Origin of the sequence: Pseudomonas sp. 14P_5.3_Bac1, assembly GCF_025466135.1 — a bacterium.
Lineage (GTDB): Bacteria > Pseudomonadota > Gammaproteobacteria > Pseudomonadales > Pseudomonadaceae > Aquipseudomonas.
In genome coordinates, this window is sequence record NZ_JANLOF010000055.1 from 64,279 (window position 1) to 88,717 (window position 24,439).

The window sequence follows — 24,439 nt, forward strand, 5'->3', positions numbered from 1 at the left end:
TGGTATGTCGGATCGCCGCACCGCTGCGATGCAGACACCTCGGTGTATCAGGCAGGGTAATCGGCCAGCGGCACAAAGGTGCCGGTGCGACTATCGAAGGCCTGGATACAGCCGCTTTCGATGTCGTAGACCCAGCCATGCAGGGTCATGCGCTTCTCTTCGAGGGCCAGGCGTACCGAGGGGTGCGTCTGGATATTGGCCAATTGCGCGATCACATTTTCGCGGACCATGGAGGCGACTTTGGCGTGCTGGTCGACATGCTGGCGAGCCTCGTTGACCACCCGGCCGGAGTCGGCGTAGCGCAGCCAGCTGGCCACGGCGGGCATGTGGTCCAGGCATTTGCAGGTGGCGATGGCGGTCATGGCGCCGCAATCGGAATGCCCGCAGATCACGATGTCGCGGACCTGCAAGGCCGCCACGGCGTACTCCACTGACGCCGACACACCGCCCGGCTCCGGGCCGTAAGACGGCACGATATTGCCGGCGTTGCGGATGACAAACAGCTCGCCCGGTTCACGCTGCGTGACCAGCTCGGGCACCAGGCGGCTGTCGGAGCAGGAGATGAACAGCGCCCGTGGGCTCTGCTGGTTGGCCAGGTCTTTGAACAGGCCGGCGCGCTCGGGGAAGGCACTGCGCTGGAATTTCAGGAAACCGTCGATGATGTCTTGCATGGGTAACTCCTTTGAATCGCGATGCGATGGAGCAAAGGTTACGGAGCCCGTGCAATAAGGTAAAAGTCTCATATATGATCCAGAACATTAGATAATCTTATGAGTACAAACATGCTGGCACGCCATATCCAATACTTCTTGGCCGTTGCAGAACACCAAGGCTTTACCAAAGCGGCGGCGGCCCTGCATGTCTCGCAACCGGCGCTGTCGCAGCAAGTGCGGCAGTTGGAGGAGAGCCTCGGTGCGCAGTTGTTTGATCGATCCGGCCGCCAGACGCGCCTGACCGATGCCGGTGAGGTGTACCTGCGCTATGCGCTGCGGGCGGCGCAGGAACTGCAGCAAGGTAAGCGCGCGATCCATGACGTGGGCGATCTGAGCCGCGGGACGCTGCGAATTGCCGTCACGCCAACGTTCACCACCTACCTGGTGGGGCCGCTGGTGGAGGCCTTTCACGGCCGCTATCCAAACATCACGCTGAACGTGCGTGAGGTCGCCCAGGAACACATGGAAAACCTCCTGCTGGCGGACGAACTGGACGTAGGGATTGCGTTTGATGAGGTGCACGCGCCCGACATCGACGCCACGCCCCTGCTGGTCGAAACCCTTGCGCTGGTCGTCGGCAAGCAGCACCCGCGGGCTGAGGAGCGGGTTATTGGGCTGGAGGCATTGAATGGCGAATCACTGATTTTGCTGGGCAAGGAATTCGCCACCCGCGAGCAGATTGACCGCTATTGCAGCACGCACGGCATTCGCCCACGCGTGGTGATGGAGACCAATGTGATTGGCGCGCTGATTGAGGTGGTACGCCGGACCACGCTGTCGACACTGTTGCCGGCGGCGATTGCACGGGCGCATCCGCAGTTGGTGGCGATTGAGCTGGGGCCGCAGCGGTTGCAGCGCACCGCTGTGTTGATGCAGCGCAAAGGGGATTATCAGCCGGCGGCGGCGCGGGCGTTTTTGGCGTTGGCCAAGGACGTCGCCGAGGGGCTGACCTGACAGGGCAAACGTGCCTACTTACCAGGCCCCCAAACAATGGCCTGAGCCACCACGACGTACTCGCCGTTGAAGGTGGCCGCTGGCGAGCCATATAACTGATAACCCAGCGCAAGGGCTTCAGAGACGCGGTGACAAAACGCGGCGTCATCCTTGCCCGTCAGTAGCCGGTAAACAGGTAATCCATCGGGCGGCGTGGTTTGCATGGTGTGGTTTTCCTGGTCGACATGAAAGTATCAGGCCCGAACGCATCGTACGGCCCGTGAACGAACCGACAGCAGCATCCATGATTTCCTGCTTCGGCTCAAATCTGCCAATCCGATAAGCACAGCGCTCGTCAGGAATGTTAAGGCTGTACGGCTTGATCATGGGTGGCTGCCGCTGAGTTCCGTATCACATCGCCTTGAGTAATACTGGACCGGCCCCAACCCCGATGTATTCCCCGTGTAACCTGGTCGAGTAGCGCGAATAGTCATGGATAGAACTAAACACAGCGCTTTCGCCTATCAGGCGGTGTACCGCTACCTGGTCGAGTTGATCGACGCCGGCCCGCCAGACGGCGAACGCAAACTGCCGTCTCTGCGCCAACTGGCCGAGCGCCTGGGTGTGTCGGTGTCGACCACCAAGTACGCCTACGCGCTGCTTGAAGATCAAGGGCGGATCTACGCCAAAGCCAAATTCGGCTACTTCACCCGATCGCTACCTGCGCCGTTATTGACTGAAGGCACATCAAGCCTGCTCGACCAGGTGTTTGCCACGGCCCGCCAGCCCGGGATGCTGGCGCTGAGCAGCGATGCCCCGGCGATGCTGCTGTCGCTGGAAAACCCGCTGCTGATGCTCGAGCGTGAACTCACCCGCCAACACCCGCGCTCGCTGACGCCGCTGTACCTGCCGTTCGGCGAGCCCGAGTTGCGTGCCGCACTGGCCGAGCGCTACACCCAGTCCACCGACCGTTACTGGCAGGCCGACCATGTGTTTATCGGCTCGGACTTGCACGCGGTATTGGACGCAGCGCTCAACGCGCTGGACCTCGCCGGCACGGTGGCGTTGGTGGAGTCGCCGTGTTCGTGGGCGATCCTGCGTCAGCTGCAGGCGGCGAATATCCGGGTGATCGAGTTGCACCTGGATGCGCACGGGCGGTTTGACCTGGCCGCGCTGGAAGGGTTATTGCAGCGCGCGCCGATTCGATTGGCGGTGCTGTCGTCGACGGTGAATATCCCCCAGGGGGGCGTGATGCCTGCGCGGGACAAACAGCAAATTTGCCGCTGGCTGGCAGAGCGGGATATCTGGCTGTTCGAAAACGACACCTACGGCGAGTTGTATTTCGAGCCGCAACCGGCGCGCTATCGCGACTTTGCCGACCCGCAGAAGCTGTTGGTGTTTTCGACCTTCGACAAAGTCATCGGCGCGGAAGCGCCCTATGGGTACGTACTGAGTCGCGGGCAAGGCCCGCAGTTGCAGCGAGAGTTTCTCAAGCGCGGGTTCCGCCTGTCGCCTATCCGTCAGAAGGCGATCGCCAAACTGTTCACGTCCAAGCGCATCGACCCACATTTGAAAGCGCTGCGGGCACTGCTGCTGGAGCGCATGACCCAACTCGGCGCGCTGCTGAGCGAACACGATCAGTGGCAGGTACACCGCCCCCACGGCGGCGCGAGTTTCTGGCTTGAGGCCTCGCCCGCCGTCGACATGCGCAAGGTATTCGAGCGTCTGCGCGCCGAGCGCATCATTATTGCGCCCGGCGAGCTGTTCAGTCAGCAAGGCGCCTGGCGGCATCACCTACGCCTGAGCTACACCCTCGACTGGGGCAAGGATATCGCCCAGGCCCTAAATCTGTTGGCCCAGGCGATGCGTCAAAGCCCGTAGCAATGCCGCGCCTCGGGGAAACGCCCGTGGCGTACGTCACCGGCAAAGCGCTCGCAGGCATCGCGAATCACCGCGCCGACATCCGCGTACTGTTTGACGAAACGTGGCAGGTGCTCACCGCCCAGGCCCAGCACGTCTTCGGTGACCAACACCTGGCCGTCGCAGGCGGGCGAGGCGCCGATGCCGATCGTCGGCATCTTCGCGTCCTGGGTGATCTGCCGGGCCACACCTTCGGCCACGCCTTCCAGCAGCAGGCTGAAAGCGCCCGCCTCCAGGTTGGCACGCGCATCTTCAGCGATCACCGCAGCGGTTTCGGTCGTGAGCCCTTGCGCCTTGAAGCCGCCCATCACATTCACAAACTGCGGCATCAGCCCCACATGGGCCATCACCGGAATGCCGCGCGCCACCAGAAACTCAACCGTGCTGGCCAGGGCCTGGTTGGCTTCCAGCTTGACCGCATCGCAGCCGGTGCGCGCCAACACCTGGGCGCAGTTGCGAAACGCCTGCGCGTGGGATTCCTGGTAGCTGCCAAACGGCATGTCGGCGATGACACAGGCCAGGCGCGTGCTATCGACCACCGCGCGAGTGTGGCCGATGATTTCTTCGAGCTGCATGCTCAAGGTTGAAGGCCGGCCATAGCCGACCATGGCCGTGGAATCACCGACCAGAATGAAGTCGACCAACGGGTCGATCAGCTTGGCGATGGTGCTGGAGTACGCCGTCAGGGAGACGATTTTCTGCTGGCCTTTCATCGCGACCAGTTGCGGGACGGTGGTGCGTTGGGTGCGGGTATGCGTGCTCATCAAATGGCTTCCGTTTGCGCTGAATACCCGGCCTGATTATTGGCAAAACACCCGGTGATTCAATGCACAGATCGGCGCTGAAAAGCGACCCAGATGCCAAGACGTTCCGTTGTGGCGAGGGCCGTTGCGCGTTCGCCAACAGCACCGGGTTCACGCAGAGGGGTTTATTTGCCCTCGATCAACCGCAGCGCCAACGGCGCGCTGAACGTGCCGGCCGTCGGGCCACCATGGCAGTCGGCGATGGGCGAAGAGGCGCCGTCCGAGTTGCCCGGCAGCTTGATCCACAGCGCCAGCAGGTTGGGCGTGACGGCGTGCGGCAGCATGCCCAGCTTGCGTGCGGGCGGGTTGCACCAGTCGCCACGGACGGCGCCGTTGCCGTTGCGGCTGGTGTCGACGACCACGGCCTTTGTGTAGGCGTGATTGGCAAAGAGCCTAGCGTTGATCCGGTCGGCGTAGTCACGGGATTGATCGAGCGTGTAGAAATTGGAGACGTTCAGCGCAAAACCGCGCGCGTTTTTTATCCCGGCCGCATGCAGGGCATCGGCCATCTGCGCGGCGGGCTTCCAGTGCGCGTTACCGGCGTCCAGGTACACATCCGCCTGGGGCGCGCGTTGCTTGAAACCTGAGACTGCGTAGTTGAACAGCGCCAGGCGCTCGTCTCGCTGAGACTGGCTGAGGCAGTGCATGTCCGGCAAGGCGTCGGGCTCCAGGATGATGATCGCCGGTTTGCGGCCAACGCCGTTGATCAGGTGGTCGATCCAGGCGCGATACGCTGCCGCATCGGCCGCGCCGCCTGCAGAGGCGCCGCCGCTGCAGTCACGGTGCGGCAGGTTGTAGGCGACCAGAATCGGTGTGGCGCGGGCCGTGGCGGCGGCGGATACGTAGCGGTGCACACGCGGCTCGAGTTGATCGCTGCCCTGGCTGCTGCCGGTCAGCCACAGGGCACTCGGCACCTGGGCAATGGCAACACGGATGGTTGCCGCGTCGGGCGCCTGCGGGTTGTGTTTTACCCATTGGGCAGCGTTCGATTCGGGGTTGATGTAGAAGGTGTCGCCGGCGTGGGCGGCCGGTAGCACCGATAACAACACCAGACTGGCAACGCCAACGATGAACCTGAGCATATGTTGACTCCACAAGGCCGGGGCCTGACGCACTGCCTCAAGCTGATATCATGCGATCAATTACCCGCTGAGTAGCACACCATGAACCGCCAGAAAAAACTGCAGCAGCTCTTCAAGGCCAAAGCGAAAAAGGCCAGCGCCAAATTGGCCCCCAAGAGCAAAGATAAATACATCAGCAAAGCCGACCGCGCCAAACTCGAAGCGCAGGCCGATCAAGCGTCAACCACTGCCACCGACACGCCCAGCTGAAGGCGTCCCCGCTTCATATTTGCCCCAGATACGCCGCAGATGCCGCGCCGAACCAAAGCCCGCGCGCTCGGCGACGGTTTCCATGTCCAGGGTCGACTCAACCAGTAATTCACGCGCCACGGTTAAACGCAGGGTGTGCAGATAATCCAGCGGACTGATGCCGACGTGTTCGTGAAACAGTCGCGCCAGGTGCCGGCTGCTGGTGCAGGCCAGGCTGGCCATACGCGTGACGGTCCACGGCTCACACGGGGCTGCGGCGACGGCGTCCTGCACCCGATGCACGGCGGGATGCAGGTGATTGCGCCCGGCGATCCAGGCCGACAGCTGTGGATCGGCACCGCTGCGGCGCATGTACACCACCATGTCCCGCGCAACCGCGCAGGCCAGTCGCGGCCCGGCCAGCTCGGCAACCCAATGCAGCATCAGGTCGATGCCGGCAGTGACGCCAGCGCTGCAACTGATGTTGCCATCGGTGACGTACAAGCGGTTTTCCAGTACTCGAGCCTTGGGTGCCATGGATTGCAAAGAGGCGCACAGCGCGTGGTGCGTGGTGCATTGGCGTCCGTCCAGCAGCCCGGCGCGGGCGGCGCTCAACGCGCCCGCACAGACGCAGACCAGTTTCTCGCCGGACGGCGCGAACACCGCTTGCAGCCAATGGGTCAGCACGCTGCTGGCCGAGTCAAATGCCTGCTGGCACGCCTTGGTGACCTTCGACGTGGAGCCCACCAATACCACCAGCGTGCCCGGCGCCAGGGTTGGCGGAAGCGGCGCCAACCCGGTCAGGGGCAAGCCGATGGACGTTTGCAGCGTTTCAACCGGGCTGACGTACTGCAAGTCGAACTCAACGGCCGTCGAGTCCTCGACCTGAGCGGCCAGGCGCAGCACTTCGGCGGGACCGGCCAGGTCCAGCATCAGCACGTTGGGCAGCAGCACAAACAGCACCGGCACGCTCACGGGGTCAATCCTCCAATGCCTGGGCGACCGTGACGATGCGCGCAAAGCGGCCTTCCAGCACCAACTCCGTACGCTCGCGTATTTCGGCTGCGGTATAGACCCGGCCGCTGCGCGCGTGGGTCATCGGGAAGGTCAACGTCGCTTCGCTGACAAAATCCACACTCAGGCCACTGTCCGACGCCTGCCGCGTGGTGGTTTCACAGCACTGTTCGGTGCGAATGCCGCTGATGATCACTGTGGTCACTCCCATTTCCGTGAGCCACGCCGCCAAGGGCGTGCCGGCGAACGCGCTGTGAAAGCGCTTGTGAATGACCCGGTCAGGGTTGATCGACAATTCGCTCAATGCCCGAACATTGCCCGAGGCCAGCGAAAAATGCCCCTGGTCTTCCACATGGAAGACTTGTATCACCGGGATGCCCTGTTGAACACACCCATCAATGAGGGCCTGTTGCTTTTCCAGGTAACCCGGCAGGTCATTTTCGGACCAGTAGCTTGAATGGCGGAACGAATGCTGGGCATCGATAACAATAAGGGCTTTGCGGCTCATGAGGTGTCCTGTTGGCGTGCAGTTCAGTGAATGATGCAAGCCATACTAGGCAGTGCGGCAGGTGAGCAACAGGCACGTGCCGGACCACTTGAGGACGTATTCGGACATCCATTGTCAGCGGCGCAAAGCACCTTGCGAGGTTTCACGCAGGGTGGTCAAGGCAATCAACGCACAGACCGCCGCGCCGGCCATGAAAAACCCCGGGATCAGCAAATTGCCGGTCGAGCCGATCAGTGCTGTGACGATATAAGGCGTGATCCCGCCGCCCAGGATGGCGCCCAGATTGATGCTGATGGCCATGCCGGTGTAACGAACCCGAGTGGGAAACTGCTCGGCATAGGTCGGGTAGCCCACCGACTGGATCACCGGCATCGGCAGCGTCGCCACAAAAAACGCCAGGACCGCGATGAACAGGCTGCTGTTGTTCATCAACACCATCATCGGAATGACCAGCACCGCATAACCGACAAAGCCGATGGCCAGGGCTTTCTTGCGCCCGATGCGATCCGACAGCCCGCCCCAGAACGGCATCAGCGCGGCCATGCACAGGCTGACGCCGGCGATGACCCAGTAGATCTTGGACTTCTCGAAATGCAGGTAGGTGGTCAGGTAGATGTTCATGAACACCAGGCCGATGTAGTAGCCGGCGTTCTGTGCAAAGGCGAACACCACCACGCGCAGCACCGCCGGCAGGTTCTGCTTGAGCACCTCCTTGACCGGCGCGGTGGGCGGCTTTTCCACGGCGAGAAAGGCTTTGAACTCAGGCGTCTCCTCGACGTTGTGGCGCATGATGCACGAGAAGATCACCAACGGAATCGCCAGGAAAAACGGGATACGCCAGGCCCAGGCCTGCAGCTGCTGTGCATCGACCAGGCCGGTGGTGATGCCGCAGATGATCGCTGCCATCGACCCGCCAATCGCAACACCCACCGGCGTGAAGGCACCGTAGAAGCCACGGCGGCCCCGGGGGGAAGACTCGGCCAGAAAGGCCGCAGCGCCGATCACCTCACCGCCGGCGAAAAAGCCCTGCGCCAGCCGGATCAGCACCAGCAGGATCGGCGCAGCAATCCCCACGTGGGCCGCCGTCGGCAACAGCCCGATCATCGCGGTCGCGGTGCCCATTCCGATGACGGTGCTCAGCAATACTTTGCGCCGACCGATGCGGTCCGCCAGCCGCCCGAGCAGAATGCCGCCCAACGGCCGGATCAAGAACGCACTGCCAAACACCGCCAACGTGGCCAGCAGCGCGGCGGCGGCGTTATCACTGGGGAAAAACAACGGCGCGATAATCGTCGCCATAAAGCCGTACACACCGAACTCGTAATACTCCACCGCAGTGCCCGTCGCGGCAGCGATGGCTGCCCGCTTGGCGATCCTGGTGGCGCTGCTGTCAGCGGTCTTGTCGAACTCGCCCAAACGCGGCGATGGGATGGGAGTAGCGATCACGCGAGACATAAACACCTTCCACTCTGACCGTTGGTCATTTGAGTTATTGAGGTGGACAGTTCCACCCAGAAGTAAACCCGTCAGGTTGCGAGGGGTTTTAATGCTCGACAGTTAAAAGTTTGAACGTGGGCTTAATCATCTAGCGCTCCTGTTTTTATTATGGGTAGCGACGGCTTTTGCTCAGTGGGCGGCCTCCAGTCGTTGCAGCGCGTGTGCACGCGCCACGAACAACGCTTGAGCCGTGGGTAAATCAATCAGCGAAAATCGAATGTCATCGCCGGGCATCAGTTGCGCCAGCTTGGGTAAATCCACACTGGCCACCTGGGCGATACGCGGGTAGCCACCGGTGGTTTGCCGGTCGGCCATCAGCACAATCGGCTGACCGCCGGCGGGCACTTGCACGGTGCCGAATGCCACGCTTTCGGACAGCAGCTGACGGGGTTGCGTCAGGTCCAGCGCAGCGCCCTCCAATCGATACCCCATGCGATCCGAGGCAGCGGTCAGCTGATAGGGCTCATGCAGGAAGTCATGGCGAGCCGTTTCGGTGAAGTCGGCCCATTCGCGCCCCGGCAGCACCCGAATGCAAGCTGGACGTGTCGGCGCGCCAAGCCGCCAGCCCGCAGGAATATTCAACCGCACGGGGTTTGCGAACGATGAGCAAATGGGGATCACATCGCCGGCTTGCAGTGCGCGCCCCGACAGCCCGCCAAACCCTCCCCGGCTATACGTGCTGGCGCTGTTCATCACCGGCGTGAGCAGATAACCGCCGGCCACGGCCAGATAGGCCCGCGCGCCGTACTCACGCTTCTCGAAGCCAAGCATCGCGCCCGGTTTGACGCGCATGGCGTGCCCCGGTTGCAGCGCAACACCGTCCAGGCGCGCGCCCAGGTCAGCCCCGGCCAGGGCGATCAGCGCCTGTGCCTGAAAGCACAAGACCGGGCCTTGAAGGGTGATTTCCAGGGTTGCAGCAGTGGTCGGGTTGCCCACCAACAGGTTGGCCAGCGCATGCGCGTCCTGGTCCATGGCGCCGTTGACCGGCACGCCCCAATGCTGGAAGCCGACGCGGCCCGAGTCTTGAAAGGTGGAAAACAGACCGGGCCTGAGCACTTTGATGGTCATCGCTGCGCTCCGGCCAGTTGTTCAAATTCACGGGCGGTGATGGGCACGAAGCGCACCTGATCGCCACCGCTCAACAGGCACGGCGGCTGATTGGCCGGCGAAAACATCGGCAACGGTGTGCGGCCCACAATGTTCCAGCCACCCGGCAAATCAGCGGGGTAAATCACGCTTTGACAATTGGCCAGGCCGACGCTGCCGCGCGTAACCTGCGTGCGCGGTACGGCGCGGCGCGTCAGTTTCAGCGCAGGCTCGTGCATGCCGATATAGGGATGGCCCGGTGCGAAACCGACCATCAGCACATCGACCCACTGCCCGCTGTGTGCGGTGATGACTTCGCTGGGTGTGATGGCGCAGGCGCTGGCGATGTCCAGCAGATCCGGCGCGTAGTCGCCCTCGTAGCACACCGGGATTTCCAGGCGTTTTGGCGTGATGCGCGCCAGGTTGTGCTGTTGAGTCAGGGCGTTTTCCAACACCTGGGCAATAGCGTCGTAGGGCACTGATCCGGGGTACAGCCTGGCGATGATAGGCGGGGCATAATGCACGCCCACGGACACCATCGCCGGGATCACATCGGTCACACCGCCAAGCAGCCCGCGCGCCAACAGGTCATGCAGCGTGGCGCTGAATGCCACCGCACGGCGGTTGGCCGGCGCGCTGAACAGCGTTGCAAACACCACCACGATGCAGCTGTCGCCACACGGCTCGAACTGCCAGCGCTGTTCGGCACGCACAGGCCGAAAATCACAGTCAACGTCAGACATCACGTCACTTCTCTCATGCGGCAGGCATGCAGCTTCACGTCTTGTTGACGCCGTCACTCGGGTGGCGACGGTCGCGCGGATGGCAACTACTTGGCGAACAACTGGCTCATGTCCTTGAACGCCTTGAACTCCAGCGCGTTGCCGCACGGGTCAAACAGGAACATGGTGGCTTGCTCGCCGACCTGGCCCTGAAAGCGGATGTAGGGTTCGATCACAAACCGGGTTTCACGCGCTCTGAGCCGATCGGCCAGGGCTTCCCATTGGTCCCAGTGCAGGATGATGCCGAAATGCGGGACCGGTACGTCGTGACCATCGACAGGGTTGGAGTGCACCGATGCCTGGGATTGAGTCTTGGGGTGTTCGTGGATGACCAACTGGTGACCGTAAAAGTCGAAATCGACCCATTGCGCGCTGGAGCGACCTTCGCGAAGGCCAAACACGTCGCCGTAGAAGTGGCGGGCGGCGGCGAGGTCGTAGACGGGAATAGCTAAATGAAAGGGCGAAAGGCTCACGGTGGCTACCTGCGGGTTCTGTTATTCAGAACCCGATTCTTCACCAGAAAGACCGTGCGATAAAGCGCATATCTTTCGTCCTGAGCCTCAATTTTTTCGATGCTCGCGCCCTACTTCGGCGCACCGAGCACTTCCATGATGCACGCCCTGAATAACGCGAAGAGCGGCAGTTGGCGCTGGGTGTACTTGGTGAGCAAGACGATTTCGCGATGGAAAGTCAGGTCGTCCAATCGCAAAACCCGCACGTCGCTGCCGTGTTCCAGCCACAAGCCGGCCAGTGGCACCAGGGACACGCCGAGGCCGCTGCGGACCATCTTGACGATGGCGTCCAACTCATCAAGCTCCAGCGCCTGCTGCGTCTGAATCTTTTGCTCCTTGAGAAACTGCGTGACCTGGCGGCCACCGAACGAGCCCCGGTCGTATCGCACAAACGGCTGCTCGCGCAGGATCTGCAACGGGTCATCGCCCGGTACGTCCTTGGCGGCGATCAGCACAAAAGGCTCGCGGGCGATGACCTCGACATTCAGCTCCTTTGGCAGGTTGAACGGCGGGCGAATCATGATCGCCAGGTCCAGTTCACCGGCATCGACCTGGCTGAGCAGGTTCAGCGAAACTCCCGGCACCAGGTTGACTTCAATGAACGGCGCACGCTGTTTGAGGGCCACCAGCGCCTTGGGCAGGATGCCGGTCTGCACACTGCCGATGGCGCCGATGCGCAACGAACCGTGGAAGTTGTTGGCCCTGTCGGGCGTGCCCATGCGCGAGAAAATATCGAGAATTTCCTCCGCCAGCGGCACCGCACGCTGCCCTGCCGAGTTGAGCGTGGCGGAGCGGCCGGTACGGTCGAACAGCTTCACCCCCAGCGCGTCTTCAAGGTGCTTGATCTGCGCGCTCACGGCCGATTGCGTCAGCCCCACCTGCTGGCCGGCAGCGGCAAAAGTGCCGCGCCGCGCGGCGCTGACGAAGGTCCTCAGTTCTCGAATCATGCCGCATACCTCACTGGTTCGCTCAGCAGCCGCTCAACGCCACCTGCGGCCGCTCGCCCGCAAAGAAGAAGGGACGCAACCGCACGCCCACGCCGTTACCGATAAACGCCGCCACCAACCATACCCAGCCATGCAGGCTGCCCGAGGCGATGCCGCTGAAGTACGCGCCGATATTGCAACCGTACGCCAGGCGCGAACCGTAACCCAGCAACAAGCCACCGATCACCGCCGCCACCAGCGAGCGCGCGGGGATTTTCAGGCTTGGCGCAAAACGCCCGGCCAGGCCAGCCGCCAGCAGCGCACCAAGGACGATGCCGATGTCCATCATGCTGGTGATGTCTTCCCACACCGGTGCGGCCAGGGCCTTGGCATTGCCCGGCACCTGCCAGAACGCCCAACTGGCCACGTCCACGCCCAAACCGCTGGCGACCTTGGCGCCCCACAGCGCGAACGCCGAGGTAATGCCCCACGGCCGCCCGGCCAGCGCCAGGGTGGCGTAGTTGAGCAGCGCCAGGCCAATCGCGCCCCATACCAAGGGCCACGGCCCGCGCAGGAAACGGCGCAGGCCGGTGTGCTCGCTGGTCACGCCCTCTTCCAGTTGGCCATGACGGCCCTTCTCCAGGCGCACGGTGACGGCTGCAATGATCGCGAACACCGCCAGGCTCAAGAGCAGCGCTGGTACGACGCCGAAGCTTTTGACGATGGACACCGCCGGAAACGCCGGCAGTGCAAACCACCAATCAACATGGTGGGTGGCGATCAACGACCCGCAAATGAAGAAAAACAACGTCACCAACATGCGCGCATTGCCGCCGCCCACGGTGAACAACGTGCCCGAGGCACAACCGCCGCCCAGCTGCATGCCAATGCCGAAGATAAACGCGCCAAACACCACCGACACGCCGGCCGGCGCCACCAGCCCGACCACCGGCTGACCAAACAGCGTGCCTGCCCCCAGCGCCGGGAAAAACAGCACGACCGCCACCGCCAGCATCACCATCTGCGCTCGCAAGCCGGCGCCACGCCGATCATTGATGAACACGCGCCAGGCCGAGGTAAAGCCAAAGGCGGCGTGATACAGGGTCAAACCCAGTGCCGCGCCGACCACCAGCAACAGCACTTGGCGTGAGCCGACACTGCTTTGCAGGAACACGGCGCCCGCCACCAGGATGATAAAAGCCACCAGCGGCGCGATGGGTTTGCGCGCGGGGGCAAGGGAGAGAGAGGTACTCATCGGGGATCTCGGGATGTTTGAGTTTGAAGGTTTGCAATGGGGGGCGAGTATAAACCGAGGGCCGTGGTGTGGTGCGCTCGCTTATTTTGACCAGCGGGCATCCTGTGGCGAGCGGGCTTGCCCCGCACTGGGGCGCGAAGCGGCCCTAAAACCTGCCAGCGAGGTCTTACTGGAAAATCGCGTTAACCGAACTGGGGCTGCTTCGCAGCCCAACGCGGGGCAAGCCCGCTCGCCACAACAAGCCCACTCGCCACAACAAGTAGCCTTTATGAAGAAAAATTTATACAGCCAAACTGTAGAGTTTTCCTGCACGGGTGCTACGGTTAAGGCATGACCGACTCTTCTCCTGACACCGCCACCCTGGCCGCCGAACTGCGCATCTCACTGGGCAAGCTGATCCGCCGCCTGCGCGAACAGACTCACCCCGATGATTTCACCACCGCGCAAAAGTCGGTGTTGCTGCGCCTGGACCGCGATGGCCCGACGACCGTGTCCGCCCTCGCCCGCGCTGAAAGTGTGCGGCCGCAGTCGATGCGCATCACCGTGGCCGGGCTTGAGGCAATGCAAGCCGTCAGCGGCAAGCCGGACCCATCCGATGGCCGGCAGACGCTGATCGAACTGACGCCCACCTTGCGCAAACACCTGACCCAAAGCCGCGCCGCCAAAGACGATTGGCTGCTGCACGCGCTGCAGGAACAGCTGTCACCCCAGGAACAACACGAACTCGCCGCTGCGGTGAAACTGCTGGAGCGCCTCGCCGACTTTTGAATCACCCGATTGAGGAAATAGCATGGCTGTCACCTCGCTGGATGCAACAACCGCCCTGATCATCGTGGACCTGCAACACGGCATCGTGGGTTACCCTTTTATTCATCCCATTGGCGAGGTGATAGAGCGGTCGCGTGCACTGCTTGACGCCTTCCGCGAACGCGGGCTGCCGGTGGTGCTGGTGAATGTCAGCGGCTTTGCGCCGGGACGCACCGAGCGGCCGCGTCGCAGCACTGAGCTGCCAGCCGATTGGGCCGATTTGATTGCGCAACTCGGCCAGCAGCCCAGCGACATTCTGGTGACCAAACGCAGCTGGGGCGCCTTCGCCAATACGGACCTTGAAGCGCAGTTGAAGGCGCTCAATGTCACGCAAGTGGTGATCACTGGCGTCGTCACCGGCACCGGCGTCGAGGCCACCCCGCGGCAGGCGTATGAATTCGGCTTCAACGTGACCCTGGCCATCGATGCCATGACCGACGTCAGCCCCGAAGCCCACGCCTACAGCCAGCAGCACGTGTTCCCCAAGCTGGGCGAATCGGGCACGGCGCAAGCCATCATCGAGTTGCTCGACAACCGGGGGAACTGAAGCCGTCATGAGTTTCCTCGGCACGTTCCGTTCCCTGCGCAGCCCCAACTACCGCATCTGGGCCGCCGGCGCGCTGGTGTCCAACGTCGGCACCTGGATGCAACGCACCGCCCAGGATTGGCTGGTGCTGACTCAACTCACGCCGCACAACGCCGCCGCGGTGGGTATCGTGATGGCGCTGCAGTTCGGGCCGCAACTGTTGTTGCTGCCGTGGACCGGGTTTGCTGCCGATCACTACGACCAGCGCAAACTGTTGATCTTCACTCAGGCGGTGATGGGCCTGCTGGCGCTGACGCTGGGTGTGTTCACCATCACCGGCTTCGTGCAGCTGTGGCATGTATACGTGTTCGCGTTTTTATCCGGCTGCGCCTCGGCATTCGATGCGCCGGTGCGGCAGATTTTCGTCGCGGAACTGGTGGGCGAGAAGGACTTGTCCAACGCCATCGCGCTCAACTCCACCTCGTTCAACATGGCGCGCATGATCGGCCCGGCCGTGGCCGGCGTGACCATCGCCTCGGTGGGCACCGGCTGGGCGTTCCTGCTCAATGGCTCGAGCTTTTTTGCGGTGCTGGCGTCGCTGTTTTTCCTGCGCGTCTCAACTCAACACACCAAGGTGCGCGCGCTGCGTACCAAAGGCAGCCTCACCGAAGGCATGCGTTACGTGTGGGCACGGCCGGACTTGAAGGCGATCCTGCTGATGCTGTTTCTGATCGGCACCTTCGGCATGAACTTCCCGATTTTCATCTCGACCATGGCCGTCACCGTGTTCCACGCCGACGCGCGCGGCTACGGGCTGCTGACCTCGACCCTGGCCATCGGCACCATCGCCGGTGCGCTGATTGCCGCGGGCAGCGAGCGACCCCGGTTCAAGTCTCTGCTGACCGGTGCGGCGGTGTTTGGATTTGGCTGCATGCTGGCAGCCGTGGCGCCCAATTACTGGACGTTTGCGATTGCGCTGGTGGTCATCGGCGTGGGCGCCATGACCTTCAGCAACACCACCAACAGCCTGATGCAACTGACCACCGAGCCCGCGATGCGTGGCCGGGTAATCGCCCTGCGCGTCGCCGTCGCCTTGGGCGGCACGCCAATTGGCGCGCCCATCGTCGGTTGGGTCGCCGACCACTTGGGCCCGCGCTGGGCGCTGGTGGTCGGCGCGGTGTCAGGCATCCTGGCGGTGGGCGTGGCGCTCTATACGATCAAGCGCCAGCTGGATCGGCCGCAGGTGATCACGTCCGACCCACCGACCCCGTGACCGGCAGATTGCCCAGCAGCTTGAGGCCAGTGCTCTTCACAAACGTCTCGTAGTCCATCGGCTTCTGGATGCGCGTTTCAGCGTTGGGCAGCACATAGGCCCAGGCGCGTTTCGACGAGGCGTCGTACACCAGCTTGAACAGGCGCGTCGGCACCCAGACCTTGTTGTCGCCGATGGTGCTGTAGCCCGCGTCGAACAACGGGCCAGTGAACACAAACACATCGCCGCCGGCACGCACGGCAAACTTGCGCACATCCGCCTCGACCTTGCTCCAGATTTTGCGGTTGTTGGTAGGGTCTTGCGGCACCATGTTCGACAGCGCGAAGGATTGCGCCATGGCGTTCGCGCTCGGCGCGTCGGCCGCCGGGGACTGATGACCACGGTCCACGGCCGGGTGCTGGCTGCGGTAGTCGCTCAACTCGGCGCGGGCGCCTTTGGGGATGCGCGGGTCTGCGTAGAACTGGTTGGTGCGTTCCTCGCCTTTGGCGTTCTTGAGCTGCGCGGCGTTCAAGCGCTCGACCACCACCAGCGGCGTCTTGCTCGTTTGCGAGTAGAGCACCGCAAAATTATCGGAACACAACGCCATGGGTTTCATGGTGCTGGGCACGGTGGCGGTGTTGATCGGTGTTGCACCGGGGAACAGATCGGCGCAGCTGGCGAACGTGGGTTGCTGTTGCTTGCTGGAATAGAGGTCGAGGGCCGCGCGCTGGCTGGTCGAGCCTGCGCGTGAGGTGTGTGCCTGGGCGGGTGGCTTGATAAGGTCGAACAAACCACGGGCATCTGCCCCGGTGGAAAGCAAAACAAGGGCTGACAGCCCGACTGCAATTTTGCGCAGGTGCATGCATGACTTCTTTGAAAGGGAGTAAGCGGCAGGCTCCGCTGGCGGAGCCAAGTGGATGATCTTGCGAGGTTTATTGACCCTCGCAAGGCATTTTAGTGCGGCCTCTTCACGCGTTTTTCAGCAACCCTGTCAATGCCCCGCCACGGCGGGCTTGCCCGCCCCGCGCGCGCCTGGCTTGAACGCATGGGTGTGTGCGCGCCAGGCAATCGCAAACGACAGCGCGACCAACAACGCCATAGCCCAGGGAAATGAGGCAACGCCCCAGGTATCGAGCAGTACGCCGCCCACCACGCCACTGCCGGCAATCGCGCTGTTCCATGCCACCACGTTCAGCGACAGCGCCACGTCTGCGCCGTCACCCGCCGCGTCCGCGATGGCTGTTTGCAGCAAGGTCGCCGCGCCGCCAAAATAGTCGACGCCATACTTACCAGTCTCTCGGCTTTAAATACAAGAATCTCATGCCCCCTTGGGCACTGTGATAAATGCGTCGGCTCCGGTTGAATACTCAATGATCGACGGTGTACTCATTTTGAGTTTGTGCCGTTCGATATGGTCGCTTTTCATCCGCGAAAGAAAGCGCACCAGGTACAAACCTGGCTCATCGAGTTTAACGACGTACTTGAGTTCATAGGACTCAGACGGGCCGATATCCAGGTAAGGAAAGACCCACAACGTCGAGCTCAGACCATCGTACCGGGCCGTTGCTACGTCCCAGGCGGGCCCATAAAACGGCAGGCCTGCCTCGAAACGCTGGACTTTGATGATCGATAAAACCCGCCGATCAAGGTTCAGCCTGGCAATGTCGTTGCCACTGTTGGACAGCGTGACGCCTACTTCCAACAAGCTGGAACCCCCTTCGGTAGGCTTCAGGTGAGTCGCCAAGGTTGCCCCTACATGCGCGCTCAATTCGGTTTTCAACTGCAATTCCTTGATCAGGAGCGCGCTCAGTTGTGAGTCCTGCTTAACGTAGTAAGTCACCCAGACCGTCCAGCCGCCCACGCACAACAGGCCGACAAGGGAGAGCAGGCTGGCAACCACCCCCACCTTGATTTGCAGCAGCTCCCAATGGCTGCGTCGCTGAGAGGTTTTTTTAGACGGCGTGCGAGTCATACAGAGGTTGCTCCTGAACAAAGCGAGCAAACTTACGGCAACCCTCTGCGATCAAGCAATAAACGCCACCGGGCGCTCTGCCGGCCGTATCGGTAGGGCTTTACAGAGCGATACCCAGAACGCTCCTACACCTCTTTAAGCTACAAAAATCTGCAGGCTCATCGCCACCTCTTTATAGTAACGCTTCGCATTTGGCGGTTTACCAAGGAACGTGCACCCTCCTCCAGACGGTGCGCGTCATCGTTTAGAAGGATCTCTATGCAAAGCGCAACTCTCTTGCCGACGCGCCTGTTCGGTGCACTGGCGGTGGTCATCTGCGGGCTGTTCAGCGCGCAGGCAAGTGCCGATTACACCGACCGCTCGCTGACTGTCGAAAAAAATAACCAGTCTTACGTAGTGAATGCCGACGGCAGTTTTGTGCTCGACGTCGAGCTGGTCCGGCGCATCAATGAAGAGCGCGCGATCAAGCCCAACGCCGAGCGCTCGGTGAGTTTCAACCGCACGCTGGAAACCGTGGACATCATGGATGCCTACACGCTCAAAGCTGATGGCCGCAAAGTGCCGGTCGCCGCCGACCAGATCAAGGAGCAGCAGGAACAGGCTTCAGCCGAAGCGCCGATGTTCCAGGACTCGCGGGTCAAAGTGGTGATCTTCCCGGACGTTGCCGTGGGTGACCGTATGGTGTTGCACTACCAACGCCAGCGCACCACGCCGATGTTCCCCGGCCAGTTCGAAGACCTGTATGCACCGGACTTCTACGAGAGCCAGCAAATCCACCTCACTTACGACATGCCGGCAGACATGCCGTTGTTCGCTGACGTGAAGGGTTTCAAAGCCATCGCGCCCACCCTAGCCAACGGGCGCAAGATCTACCGCTGGAACCTGGAGCCCACCGAGAAAAACCGCGTTGAAGTCGGCTCTGTTGCCTACACCGATTACGGCCAACGTCTGGCGGTTTCGACGTTCACCGACTACAAACAGTTTGCCCAGGCGTACGCCGCCAGGGCGCAGGTCGAAGTAACACCGGCCATTACCCAACTGGCCAATAAACTCACCGCCAACCTGGATTCACCGCGCAGCAAAGCGCTGGTGTTGAGTGACTGGGTGCGCAAGAACATTCGCTACGTCGCGGTTTACGTCGGCAATGGCGGCGTGGTGCCGCATTCGGCGCAGGCGGTGCTGGATAACCGTTATGGCGACTGCAAGGACCATGTGGCCTTGCTTGAAGCGCTACTCAAGGCCGTGGCCATTGAAAGCTCCCCCGCACTGATCAACCTCGGCGACGCCTATGTACTACCAAAGGTGCCGACCTTGGGTGTGCTTAACCATGCGATCACTTACATTCCGGCCCTCGATCTTTATCTGGACTCCACCGCCACCCCCATCGCCGCCGGCTACTTGCTGCTTCCCGAATTGGGCAAACCTGTGTTGCTGACCCAGCGCGGCGAACTGGCGCGTACACCCGTAAACCAACTGGGCAAAGTGGACGGCACGCTGCATTTCAAAATCGACCCGAGCGGCGCGGCGGACTTCACCAATGGCACCACGGTGGAAGGCTGGGCGACGGAACTCAACCGTTTCCTGTTCAAATCGATGATGCCTGCCGACCTTGACCAACTGACCCAGAAAGTCCTCAGCCTGTACGGGCAAACCGGCAGCGGCAAGATCGAAACCGACCCACTGGACAGCAACGCTGCCACCTTCACCTCCACGGTCAAGGGGCGTACCGACAACCTGGTCAACCTGCCCGGCCCTACCGGCGTGCCCACGCTTAGCAGCCTGGCGGGCGGTATCGGCCAGAACGTGTTCAGCTTCCTGTCGGAACAGGAGCGTACTCAGAACTTCACCTGTACTTCCGGCACGATCGAAGAAAAGGCACGCTTCGACTTCCCCAAACAATTGAATATCCTCGCGGTGCCCAAGGCTGTAACGCTGAATACCGGTGGATTCAACTACCAGACCACTTACGTCAAAGAAGGCAACAGCGTACTGATCACCCGCAGCTACGCGTTTAACCACCCCGACGTGGTGTGCAGCCCACAGGATTTCGTCGCCATGAAGCCGGCGATTGAAGGTATGGTCAACGACCTGAAAAGCCAGATTATTGTGCAGACGCTGTAACCCCACCTTGCCGATTCTCGCGTGACGGGCTGATGCACCGCCGCGCGAGGATCACCACCCTCCCCTTTAGAACTTCGCCTGCACTCCCACTCGCAGTGTGCGCCCCGGTGCCGGCATGAAACTCTGCGCCAGCGGGTCCAGGTAGTAGCGATCGGTCAGGTTCTGCAGTGACACGTTCAGGCCAGCGTGTTCTTGCAACTTGTAGTTAAGGAACAGATCGACCAAGGCCACTTCGCGGTAATTCAATTGCGGCGTGGTGGCGCCAGTCTGCCAGGGTTTGTCGGCGGTGACGGTGGGGCCTGAGGTGTAGGTGATGCGCGTACCGAGCGTAAGGCTCTGATCGAAGAAACTCAGGCCTGTGGTGAGGTTGCCGGCGAAGCGTGGTGGGTTCTGGGTGTTGGTGTAAGAACCCATGAAGCTGCCCGGCGTGCAGTTCGGCGTATTACCGGTTTGCTGATAAAGGTCACTGGTGGCGCGCAGTGTGGCGGCGAAGGCCGAATCGCAGGTTTCGGTCTTCAGGTAGTAGGTGGACGACAGGTCGGCAAATACGCGTCCGGTATCGTAGCGGGTTTGGAACTCCAGGCCGCTGGTTTTGTAGCTGTCGGTATTGCTGAAGCGCATCAAGCCCCACAGGCCAGGGCTGGGATCGTAGTAGCGGGTGATGTAGTTTTTGATGGTGTTGTTGAAGTAGGCCAGCTTGATCGCCGCCGAGTCGTCATCGAACAACAGCCCCTTTTGCAGCGTGCTGGCGCCGATCTCCCAATTGCTCGAACGCTCGGGCTTCAAGCCCTTGCCGGGCATGGTCTGCAACACGCCCTGGCTGGTTTCGAACAGCGAAGGCATACGAAAGCCTTGGGTGTAAGAGGCATACACAAAGGTGTCCGGCAGCACCTCGATATTGATGCCCACCGCGGGGGCAAAGGCGCCGCCGCTGTTGCTCGCCTTGGCAGAATAGTCATAACCAATAACCACCTCCCCGACCTGGGACGGATAGACCGTGGAATCAACCACGCCAAAGTTGTTGTACCGAACGCCCTCGAAAGGAAAGTTAGTGTTCTGGAAGACAATGCCATTGTTCAGGCGTGGATCGGTGGCGTCGGTGTAATCGCCGTTCTGATCAGGGAACCACATCATGTTGCCGGAATTGCCGCCGTTGTAGACGCGCAGGTAGCGCAGGTCTCGCTCCTCACGCCGTGCCGTGGCATTGGCGATGTGGTCTTTGCTGCGATAGTGGGTGTAACGTCCGCCGCCCCATAACGTGAGCCTGTCCACAGGCTTGTATTCCAGCTTGCCATTGAAGCTGAACTCCTGCCGCGACCCTTCGCGCAACATACGGTTGGCGTTGATATCGTCCTGGTTGGTGACCACGCCTTTTTGCGGGCGCAGTGCTTCGAGATGGAACGAGCCGCCCAAGTCCAGCTTCAAGTCGCCGTAGTCGGTGGCCCAGCGCGAGGTATTGGCCAGGCCGCCGCCAATGCGTTGGTTAGCCTGACGGCTCCAGGCGCGGTCCGAGCGATAGGCCTGGGACGCCGGCGCCTTGACCGAGGTGAGCTGGCTGGTTTGCGCGTCGGTCAGCCACAGGTCGGCAGTCAGGTCCATCAACGGGTTACCCGAAGGCAAGTAGTTGTAACGCGCTGTGTAGGTGTCGATCTTGGTGTGACCCAGCGGGTACTGATAGATGCCGCCGGTGCCGAAGCGGAAGATATCCGAAGGCATGATTTCGCCGATGCGTCCGTCATAACGGCGATAGCCCAGGTCGAAGGTATGCCCGTCCGCCGGGCGCAGGGTGGTCTTGAGCAGGAACGATTCGGTGCTCGACGAGGAATTCAGCACTTCTTCGCCGGCGTTGTAGGCGGTGGCCACACTGCTCTGCTCATCGCCCCAGCGGTCGTAAGTACGGTAGCGATCCTGCCCCTTCTTGCCGGCAAAATAGTTGCCTTGATCGCGCTTGGCATAGGCCGCCACGACGTCGAAAAACTCATGGGTATAGGCAAACGCCGCACTGCCAGCCTGCGCCTCTGAGCCAAACAACCCACCGCGACTCTGGTGCGGTTCTGAGTACAGCTCCTGGGTTTTGGAATGCGGGTCTCGGGAGGCTGGGGCGACGCCGTTGTTCCACAGGTCGCCCTTGAGGCGCAGGCCGATGTTCTGGCCGTCTTTGAGGATGTCGTCGACAGTGAGGGTACGCATCTTCACCGTGCCGCCGATGGCGCTGGAGGTCAGGCTTGGGCCCTTGTCGATCGTGATGTCGCTGATCAGGTCCGGGTCGATGTAACTGCGCTGCTGGGTACCGGCGTAACCGCGATAAACATCCAATGCCTGCTGCGAACCGTCTACCGTGACGGCCACGCGGCTTTGGCCCTGGATGCCACGGATATTCACATCCAGGCCGCCGCCATTACGGCTGTCGCCGACCTGCACGCCAGGCTGGCCCTTGAGCACATCGCCCACCGAGACCACGCCGAAGCGCTGCATGTCTTCGCCGGAGATATACACCGACGAACGCGGCGCAGGGTAGACCTCTTCCTCATCGAAATTTTCGCCGATCACCTTTTGTGTCGGCAGGGAAATTGCCTGTTGGTGCGGGCGCAAGACATAGCCACCGTCCGCCTGGCGCTGATAGCCCAGGCCCGTGCCCGACAGCAGCTGAGTCAGGCCCGCCTCGGTATTGAAATCGCCCTGCAGGCCCTGGCTGGTCTTGCCGGCAGTGATCAGCGAACTGCCCGCCATGCTGATCCCAGCCTCGGCACCAAAGCTCGACAGCACTTTGTCCAACGGGCCGGCACTGATGCTGTAGGGGCGTTCACCGGCCGCAAAAACCAACTCGCCATAGAGCGGCTGGAGGCTGAGAAACAGCAGGCTGAACGTATGGGTACGCAAGACACGAGCGGGGGCAATCATGCAAGGCTCCTAAGGATCGACACCCACCTGTGCCGGTGGGTAATACCTAAAGGCCAAGCCAGATCGAAAAAACTATCGCGCCGCTGAAAAAAATTTTACGCGGGCACCACCGTCACCCAATAACGCGTTCTTCGTTCGATGCGCACCGGCAAGGTATTGACGACCAGCGCCAGCGCTGCGTCGGTATCGTCCAGCTGGAAACTGCCGGTTATACGCAGGTCCGCCACTGCTTCGCTGCAACGCAAGAAGCCTTGGCGATAGCGCGAGATCTCAGCCAGCAATTGATCCAGGCGCATGCGCTCGGCGGGCAGGATGCCGCGCATCCAGGCCTGGGCCAGCAACACGTCGATAGCGGTCGGGTGCCCCGCTCCGTGCTCATCAAACCGTAGTTGCCAGCCAGCCTGCAACGGTACAGGTGCTGGCTGATGCCGCGTGCTCACTTGCGCCAGACCGCGCAAGACCGTCACTTGCGTGCCATGGCCATCATGGCGCACCAGCAGGTGGGCGCCATGGCTGTAGAGCACCGCGTTTGGGGTCAGCAGCTCCAACGACGCGGAACTTGCCGGAGTATCCAGGGCCAATTCGCCCTCGATCAACTGCACGCTGCGCCGCCCCGCGCTCATGTCCAGGTTCACCGCACTGGCGGTGTTCAGCCACAGCGAATAGCCATCCGCCAGGGCCCAGTGGCGCCGCTCGCCAACGCGCGTGCGATAGCTCGCCAATGCCGAACGCACCAAGGTGGAATCCGCCGTTTGCCAGGAGATCCCACCCAGCAGCCCCAACGCCAGCAAACACTTGAGCACCTGGCGACGACGCTGCGGATCAGCCCCGGCCGCCTGCAACGCCCGGCGCGCCGTGGCATCGGCTAATAGATTGGCGCCCGGCTGAAGCAGCAGGGGCAAGCTGCTTACCCGCTGCCACGCATGCTCATGCTCGGCACTGGCCTGGCGCCATAACTGCAAGGCCTGATGCTCGCCAGCACTCATCAACCCGGATTGCATCCGCACCAGCCAATCGATGGCAACGTCCCGCACGCGAGGATCAACCGCGGCGCCACTCATTCGAACCGGCTCGCGTAGCAAACACTGAACGCCTTGCCCATGGCGCGCTGCACCTGGGCCACGGTCAGGCTCAACTGCGCGGCGATCTGTGGATAGGTCAGCCCATCGAGCTGGGACAAAAAGAAAATCTGCCGAACCCGCGCCGACAACCCGACCAGCAGCGAATCGAGCTGCAACAACGTCTCGATCATCAAGTGGCGCTCCTCCGGCGACGGCTCCTCGGCCACCGGCCGCGCCGCCAGCGCTTCCAGGTACGCCCGCTCGATCGCTTGGCGACGCCAGCGATTGATCAGCAAACCATTGGCGATCGTGGCAAGAAACGCCATGGGCTGGCGCAGCTCGCGCACATCTTCCTTGGAGCGCAGCACGCGGATAAAGGTGTCGTGTGCCAGGTCTTCGGCATCGGCACTGTGCCCCAAACGCCGATGCAGCCAGCTTCGAAGCCAGCCATGGTGATTCGCATACAGCTTGGCGACCGGCGAGGCAATGCTGTCGTCGTGCATGTCAGGTCCGCATTAAATGATAATGCTTCTCATCTTA

The 24,439-nt window shown here is 62.0% G+C and carries 24 protein-coding genes and 1 pseudogene; 7 read left to right on the forward strand and 18 right to left on the reverse strand.

Annotated elements, in window-relative coordinates; translation table 11 throughout:
* Nucleotides 1-47: 47 nt before the first annotated feature.
* Nucleotides 48-671, reverse strand: a complete 624-nt coding sequence (locus NTD89_RS12095; protein ID WP_262207877.1) for a carbonic anhydrase — start codon at nucleotides 669-671, stop codon at nucleotides 48-50.
* A gap of 111 nt (nucleotides 672-782) precedes the next feature.
* Here NTD89_RS12095 and cynR point away from each other — a divergent pair, with 111 nt between their 5' ends.
* Nucleotides 783-1,667 (forward strand): transcriptional regulator CynR, encoded by an 885-nt coding sequence (cynR, locus tag NTD89_RS12100; protein WP_262207950.1) that lies wholly within the window; start codon nucleotides 783-785, stop codon nucleotides 1,665-1,667.
* 14 nt (nucleotides 1,668-1,681) lie between these two features.
* On the opposite strand, the gene NTD89_RS12105 is transcribed toward cynR, so the two are convergent.
* Nucleotides 1,682-1,870 carry a DUF1737 domain-containing protein gene (locus NTD89_RS12105; protein ID WP_242195389.1) on the reverse strand — a complete coding sequence of 63 codons (189 nt, stop codon included), beginning with the start codon at nucleotides 1,868-1,870 and terminating at the stop codon, nucleotides 1,682-1,684.
* Between the two features lie 268 nt (nucleotides 1,871-2,138).
* On the opposite strand from NTD89_RS12105, the gene NTD89_RS12110 reads away from it, so the two are divergent.
* Nucleotides 2,139-3,527: a PLP-dependent aminotransferase family protein gene (locus tag NTD89_RS12110; RefSeq protein ID WP_262207879.1), complete on the forward strand. Its 1,389-nt coding sequence runs from the start codon at nucleotides 2,139-2,141 to the stop codon at nucleotides 3,525-3,527.
* Here NTD89_RS12110 and panB read toward each other — a convergent pair.
* Together panB and NTD89_RS12120 are read right to left on the reverse strand one after the other, a co-directional pair.
* Nucleotides 3,515-4,330: a 3-methyl-2-oxobutanoate hydroxymethyltransferase gene (gene panB / locus NTD89_RS12115; protein ID WP_262207881.1), complete on the reverse strand. Its 816-nt coding sequence runs from the start codon at nucleotides 4,328-4,330 to the stop codon at nucleotides 3,515-3,517. The two genes, NTD89_RS12110 and panB, sit on opposite strands and share 13 nt — an antisense overlap.
* A gap of 164 nt (nucleotides 4,331-4,494) precedes the next feature.
* A complete protein-coding gene (locus tag NTD89_RS12120; protein WP_262207882.1) occupies nucleotides 4,495-5,451 on the reverse strand; it encodes a glycoside hydrolase family 6 protein in 957 nt (318 codons plus the stop codon).
* An 81-nt stretch (nucleotides 5,452-5,532) separates the two neighbouring features.
* Between NTD89_RS12120 and NTD89_RS12125 the strand changes: the two genes are divergently transcribed.
* Nucleotides 5,533-5,700: a DUF2986 domain-containing protein gene (locus NTD89_RS12125; protein WP_145158695.1), complete on the forward strand. Its 168-nt coding sequence runs from the start codon at nucleotides 5,533-5,535 to the stop codon at nucleotides 5,698-5,700.
* Here NTD89_RS12125 and NTD89_RS12130 read toward each other — a convergent pair.
* The 8 genes from NTD89_RS12130 to NTD89_RS12165 form a co-directional block, all read right to left on the reverse strand.
* Nucleotides 5,671-6,654, reverse strand: a complete 984-nt coding sequence (locus NTD89_RS12130; protein ID WP_262207884.1) for a GlxA family transcriptional regulator — start codon at nucleotides 6,652-6,654, stop codon at nucleotides 5,671-5,673. The genes NTD89_RS12125 and NTD89_RS12130 overlap by 30 nt on opposite strands.
* A gap of 4 nt (nucleotides 6,655-6,658) precedes the next feature.
* On the reverse strand, nucleotides 6,659-7,201 hold the full coding sequence (locus NTD89_RS12135; protein ID WP_262207886.1) for a cysteine hydrolase family protein: 543 nt from the start codon (nucleotides 7,199-7,201) through the stop codon (nucleotides 6,659-6,661).
* Between the two features lie 114 nt (nucleotides 7,202-7,315).
* Nucleotides 7,316-8,656: an MFS transporter gene (locus tag NTD89_RS12140; protein ID WP_262207888.1), complete on the reverse strand. Its 1,341-nt coding sequence runs from the start codon at nucleotides 8,654-8,656 to the stop codon at nucleotides 7,316-7,318.
* 171 nt (nucleotides 8,657-8,827) lie between these two features.
* Nucleotides 8,828-9,766 (reverse strand): biotin-dependent carboxyltransferase family protein, encoded by a 939-nt coding sequence (locus tag NTD89_RS12145; RefSeq protein WP_262207889.1) that lies wholly within the window; start codon nucleotides 9,764-9,766, stop codon nucleotides 8,828-8,830.
* On the reverse strand, nucleotides 9,763-10,527 hold the full coding sequence (locus NTD89_RS12150) for a 5-oxoprolinase subunit B family protein (RefSeq protein ID WP_262207891.1): 765 nt from the start codon (nucleotides 10,525-10,527) through the stop codon (nucleotides 9,763-9,765). The genes NTD89_RS12145 and NTD89_RS12150 overlap by 4 nt, the downstream gene beginning before the upstream one ends.
* 86 nt (nucleotides 10,528-10,613) lie before the next feature.
* Nucleotides 10,614-11,039, reverse strand: a complete 426-nt coding sequence (locus tag NTD89_RS12155; protein WP_262207892.1) for a VOC family protein — start codon at nucleotides 11,037-11,039, stop codon at nucleotides 10,614-10,616.
* A 110-nt stretch (nucleotides 11,040-11,149) separates the two neighbouring features.
* Complete coding sequence (locus tag NTD89_RS12160) at nucleotides 11,150-12,025, reverse strand: LysR family transcriptional regulator (RefSeq protein WP_262207893.1); 876 nt, start codon at nucleotides 12,023-12,025, stop codon at nucleotides 11,150-11,152.
* 22 nt (nucleotides 12,026-12,047) lie between these two features.
* Complete coding sequence (locus NTD89_RS12165) at nucleotides 12,048-13,259, reverse strand: YeeE/YedE family protein (protein ID WP_262207894.1); 1,212 nt, start codon at nucleotides 13,257-13,259, stop codon at nucleotides 12,048-12,050.
* Nucleotides 13,260-13,589: 330 nt separating this feature from the next.
* On the opposite strand from NTD89_RS12165, the gene NTD89_RS12170 reads away from it, so the two are divergent.
* The 3 genes from NTD89_RS12170 to NTD89_RS12180 are packed head-to-tail and all read left to right on the forward strand — an operon-like array spanning nucleotide 13,590 to nucleotide 15,865.
* Nucleotides 13,590-14,027: a MarR family winged helix-turn-helix transcriptional regulator gene (locus tag NTD89_RS12170; RefSeq protein ID WP_262207896.1), complete on the forward strand. Its 438-nt coding sequence runs from the start codon at nucleotides 13,590-13,592 to the stop codon at nucleotides 14,025-14,027.
* Nucleotides 14,028-14,049: 22 nt separating this feature from the next.
* Complete coding sequence (locus NTD89_RS12175; RefSeq protein ID WP_262207898.1) at nucleotides 14,050-14,613, forward strand: isochorismatase family protein; 564 nt, start codon at nucleotides 14,050-14,052, stop codon at nucleotides 14,611-14,613.
* Between the two features lie 7 nt (nucleotides 14,614-14,620).
* On the forward strand, nucleotides 14,621-15,865 hold the full coding sequence (locus NTD89_RS12180) for an MFS transporter (RefSeq protein ID WP_262207899.1): 1,245 nt from the start codon (nucleotides 14,621-14,623) through the stop codon (nucleotides 15,863-15,865).
* On the opposite strand, the gene NTD89_RS12185 is transcribed toward NTD89_RS12180, so the two are convergent.
* The 3 genes and pseudogenes from NTD89_RS12185 to NTD89_RS12195 form a co-directional block, all read right to left on the reverse strand.
* The gene (locus tag NTD89_RS12185; RefSeq protein ID WP_262207901.1) at nucleotides 15,840-16,706 is read right to left on the reverse strand and encodes a DNA/RNA non-specific endonuclease; all 867 of its coding nucleotides are present in this window, start codon (nucleotides 16,704-16,706) and stop codon (nucleotides 15,840-15,842) included. The two genes, NTD89_RS12180 and NTD89_RS12185, sit on opposite strands and share 26 nt — an antisense overlap.
* A 129-nt stretch (nucleotides 16,707-16,835) precedes the next feature.
* Nucleotides 16,836-17,114 (reverse strand): annotated as a pseudogene (locus tag NTD89_RS12190) (MFS transporter); the annotation flags it as partial.
* A gap of 48 nt (nucleotides 17,115-17,162) precedes the next feature.
* On the reverse strand, nucleotides 17,163-17,816 hold the full coding sequence (locus tag NTD89_RS12195) for a hypothetical protein (protein ID WP_262207903.1): 654 nt from the start codon (nucleotides 17,814-17,816) through the stop codon (nucleotides 17,163-17,165).
* Between the two features lie 258 nt (nucleotides 17,817-18,074).
* Between NTD89_RS12195 and NTD89_RS12200 the strand changes: the two genes are divergently transcribed.
* Nucleotides 18,075-19,937, forward strand: coding sequence for a DUF3857 domain-containing transglutaminase family protein (locus NTD89_RS12200; RefSeq protein ID WP_262207905.1), 1,863 nt, complete (start codon nucleotides 18,075-18,077; stop codon nucleotides 19,935-19,937).
* Nucleotides 19,938-20,003: 66 nt separating this feature from the next.
* Here NTD89_RS12200 and NTD89_RS12205 read toward each other — a convergent pair whose 3' ends face one another.
* From NTD89_RS12205 to NTD89_RS12215, 3 genes are all read right to left on the reverse strand, one after another.
* Entirely contained in the window at nucleotides 20,004-22,838 is a 2,835-nt protein-coding gene (locus NTD89_RS12205; RefSeq protein ID WP_262207907.1) for a TonB-dependent receptor, read from the reverse strand.
* Nucleotides 22,839-22,933: 95 nt separating this feature from the next.
* A complete protein-coding gene (locus NTD89_RS12210; RefSeq protein WP_262207908.1) occupies nucleotides 22,934-23,899 on the reverse strand; it encodes a FecR domain-containing protein in 966 nt (321 codons plus the stop codon).
* Complete coding sequence (locus NTD89_RS12215; RefSeq protein WP_242195440.1) at nucleotides 23,896-24,402, reverse strand: sigma-70 family RNA polymerase sigma factor; 507 nt, start codon at nucleotides 24,400-24,402, stop codon at nucleotides 23,896-23,898. The genes NTD89_RS12210 and NTD89_RS12215 overlap by 4 nt, the downstream gene beginning before the upstream one ends.
* Nucleotides 24,403-24,439 lie beyond the last annotated feature (37 nt).

Excerpts from the sequence above, each read along its gene's own strand:
- NTD89_RS12215 (WP_242195440.1), bottom strand. The coding sequence starts at position 24,402 with ATGCACGACGACAGCATTGCCTCGCCGGTCGCCAAGCTGTATGCGAAT.
- NTD89_RS12210 (WP_262207908.1), bottom strand. The coding sequence starts at position 23,899 with ATGAGTGGCGCCGCGGTTGATCCTCGCGTGCGGGACGTTGCCATCGAT.
- NTD89_RS12150 (WP_262207891.1), bottom strand. The coding sequence starts at position 10,527 with ATGTCTGACGTTGACTGTGATTTTCGGCCTGTGCGTGCCGAACAGCGC.
- NTD89_RS12195 (WP_262207903.1), bottom strand. The coding sequence starts at position 17,816 with ATGACTCGCACGCCGTCTAAAAAAACCTCTCAGCGACGCAGCCATTGG.
- NTD89_RS12160 (WP_262207893.1), bottom strand. The coding sequence starts at position 12,025 with ATGATTCGAGAACTGAGGACCTTCGTCAGCGCCGCGCGGCGCGGCACT.
- NTD89_RS12110 (WP_262207879.1), top strand. The coding sequence starts at position 2,139 with ATGGATAGAACTAAACACAGCGCTTTCGCCTATCAGGCGGTGTACCGC.
- panB (WP_262207881.1), bottom strand. The coding sequence starts at position 4,330 with ATGAGCACGCATACCCGCACCCAACGCACCACCGTCCCGCAACTGGTC.
- NTD89_RS12185 (WP_262207901.1), bottom strand. The coding sequence starts at position 16,706 with ATGCACCTGCGCAAAATTGCAGTCGGGCTGTCAGCCCTTGTTTTGCTT.
- NTD89_RS12165 (WP_262207894.1), bottom strand. The coding sequence starts at position 13,259 with ATGAGTACCTCTCTCTCCCTTGCCCCCGCGCGCAAACCCATCGCGCCG.
- NTD89_RS12140 (WP_262207888.1), bottom strand. The coding sequence starts at position 8,656 with ATGTCTCGCGTGATCGCTACTCCCATCCCATCGCCGCGTTTGGGCGAG.
- NTD89_RS12095 (WP_262207877.1), bottom strand. The coding sequence starts at position 671 with ATGCAAGACATCATCGACGGTTTCCTGAAATTCCAGCGCAGTGCCTTC.
- NTD89_RS12105 (WP_242195389.1), bottom strand. The coding sequence starts at position 1,870 with ATGCAAACCACGCCGCCCGATGGATTACCTGTTTACCGGCTACTGACG.
- NTD89_RS12205 (WP_262207907.1), bottom strand. The coding sequence starts at position 22,838 with ATGATTGCCCCCGCTCGTGTCTTGCGTACCCATACGTTCAGCCTGCTG.
- NTD89_RS12170 (WP_262207896.1), top strand. The coding sequence starts at position 13,590 with ATGACCGACTCTTCTCCTGACACCGCCACCCTGGCCGCCGAACTGCGC.
- NTD89_RS12145 (WP_262207889.1), bottom strand. The coding sequence starts at position 9,766 with ATGACCATCAAAGTGCTCAGGCCCGGTCTGTTTTCCACCTTTCAAGAC.
- cynR (WP_262207950.1), top strand. The coding sequence starts at position 783 with ATGCTGGCACGCCATATCCAATACTTCTTGGCCGTTGCAGAACACCAA.
- NTD89_RS12175 (WP_262207898.1), top strand. The coding sequence starts at position 14,050 with ATGGCTGTCACCTCGCTGGATGCAACAACCGCCCTGATCATCGTGGAC.
- NTD89_RS12135 (WP_262207886.1), bottom strand. The coding sequence starts at position 7,201 with ATGAGCCGCAAAGCCCTTATTGTTATCGATGCCCAGCATTCGTTCCGC.
- NTD89_RS12120 (WP_262207882.1), bottom strand. The coding sequence starts at position 5,451 with ATGCTCAGGTTCATCGTTGGCGTTGCCAGTCTGGTGTTGTTATCGGTG.
- NTD89_RS12200 (WP_262207905.1), top strand. The coding sequence starts at position 18,075 with ATGCAAAGCGCAACTCTCTTGCCGACGCGCCTGTTCGGTGCACTGGCG.
- NTD89_RS12180 (WP_262207899.1), top strand. The coding sequence starts at position 14,621 with ATGAGTTTCCTCGGCACGTTCCGTTCCCTGCGCAGCCCCAACTACCGC.
- NTD89_RS12125 (WP_145158695.1), top strand. The coding sequence starts at position 5,533 with ATGAACCGCCAGAAAAAACTGCAGCAGCTCTTCAAGGCCAAAGCGAAA.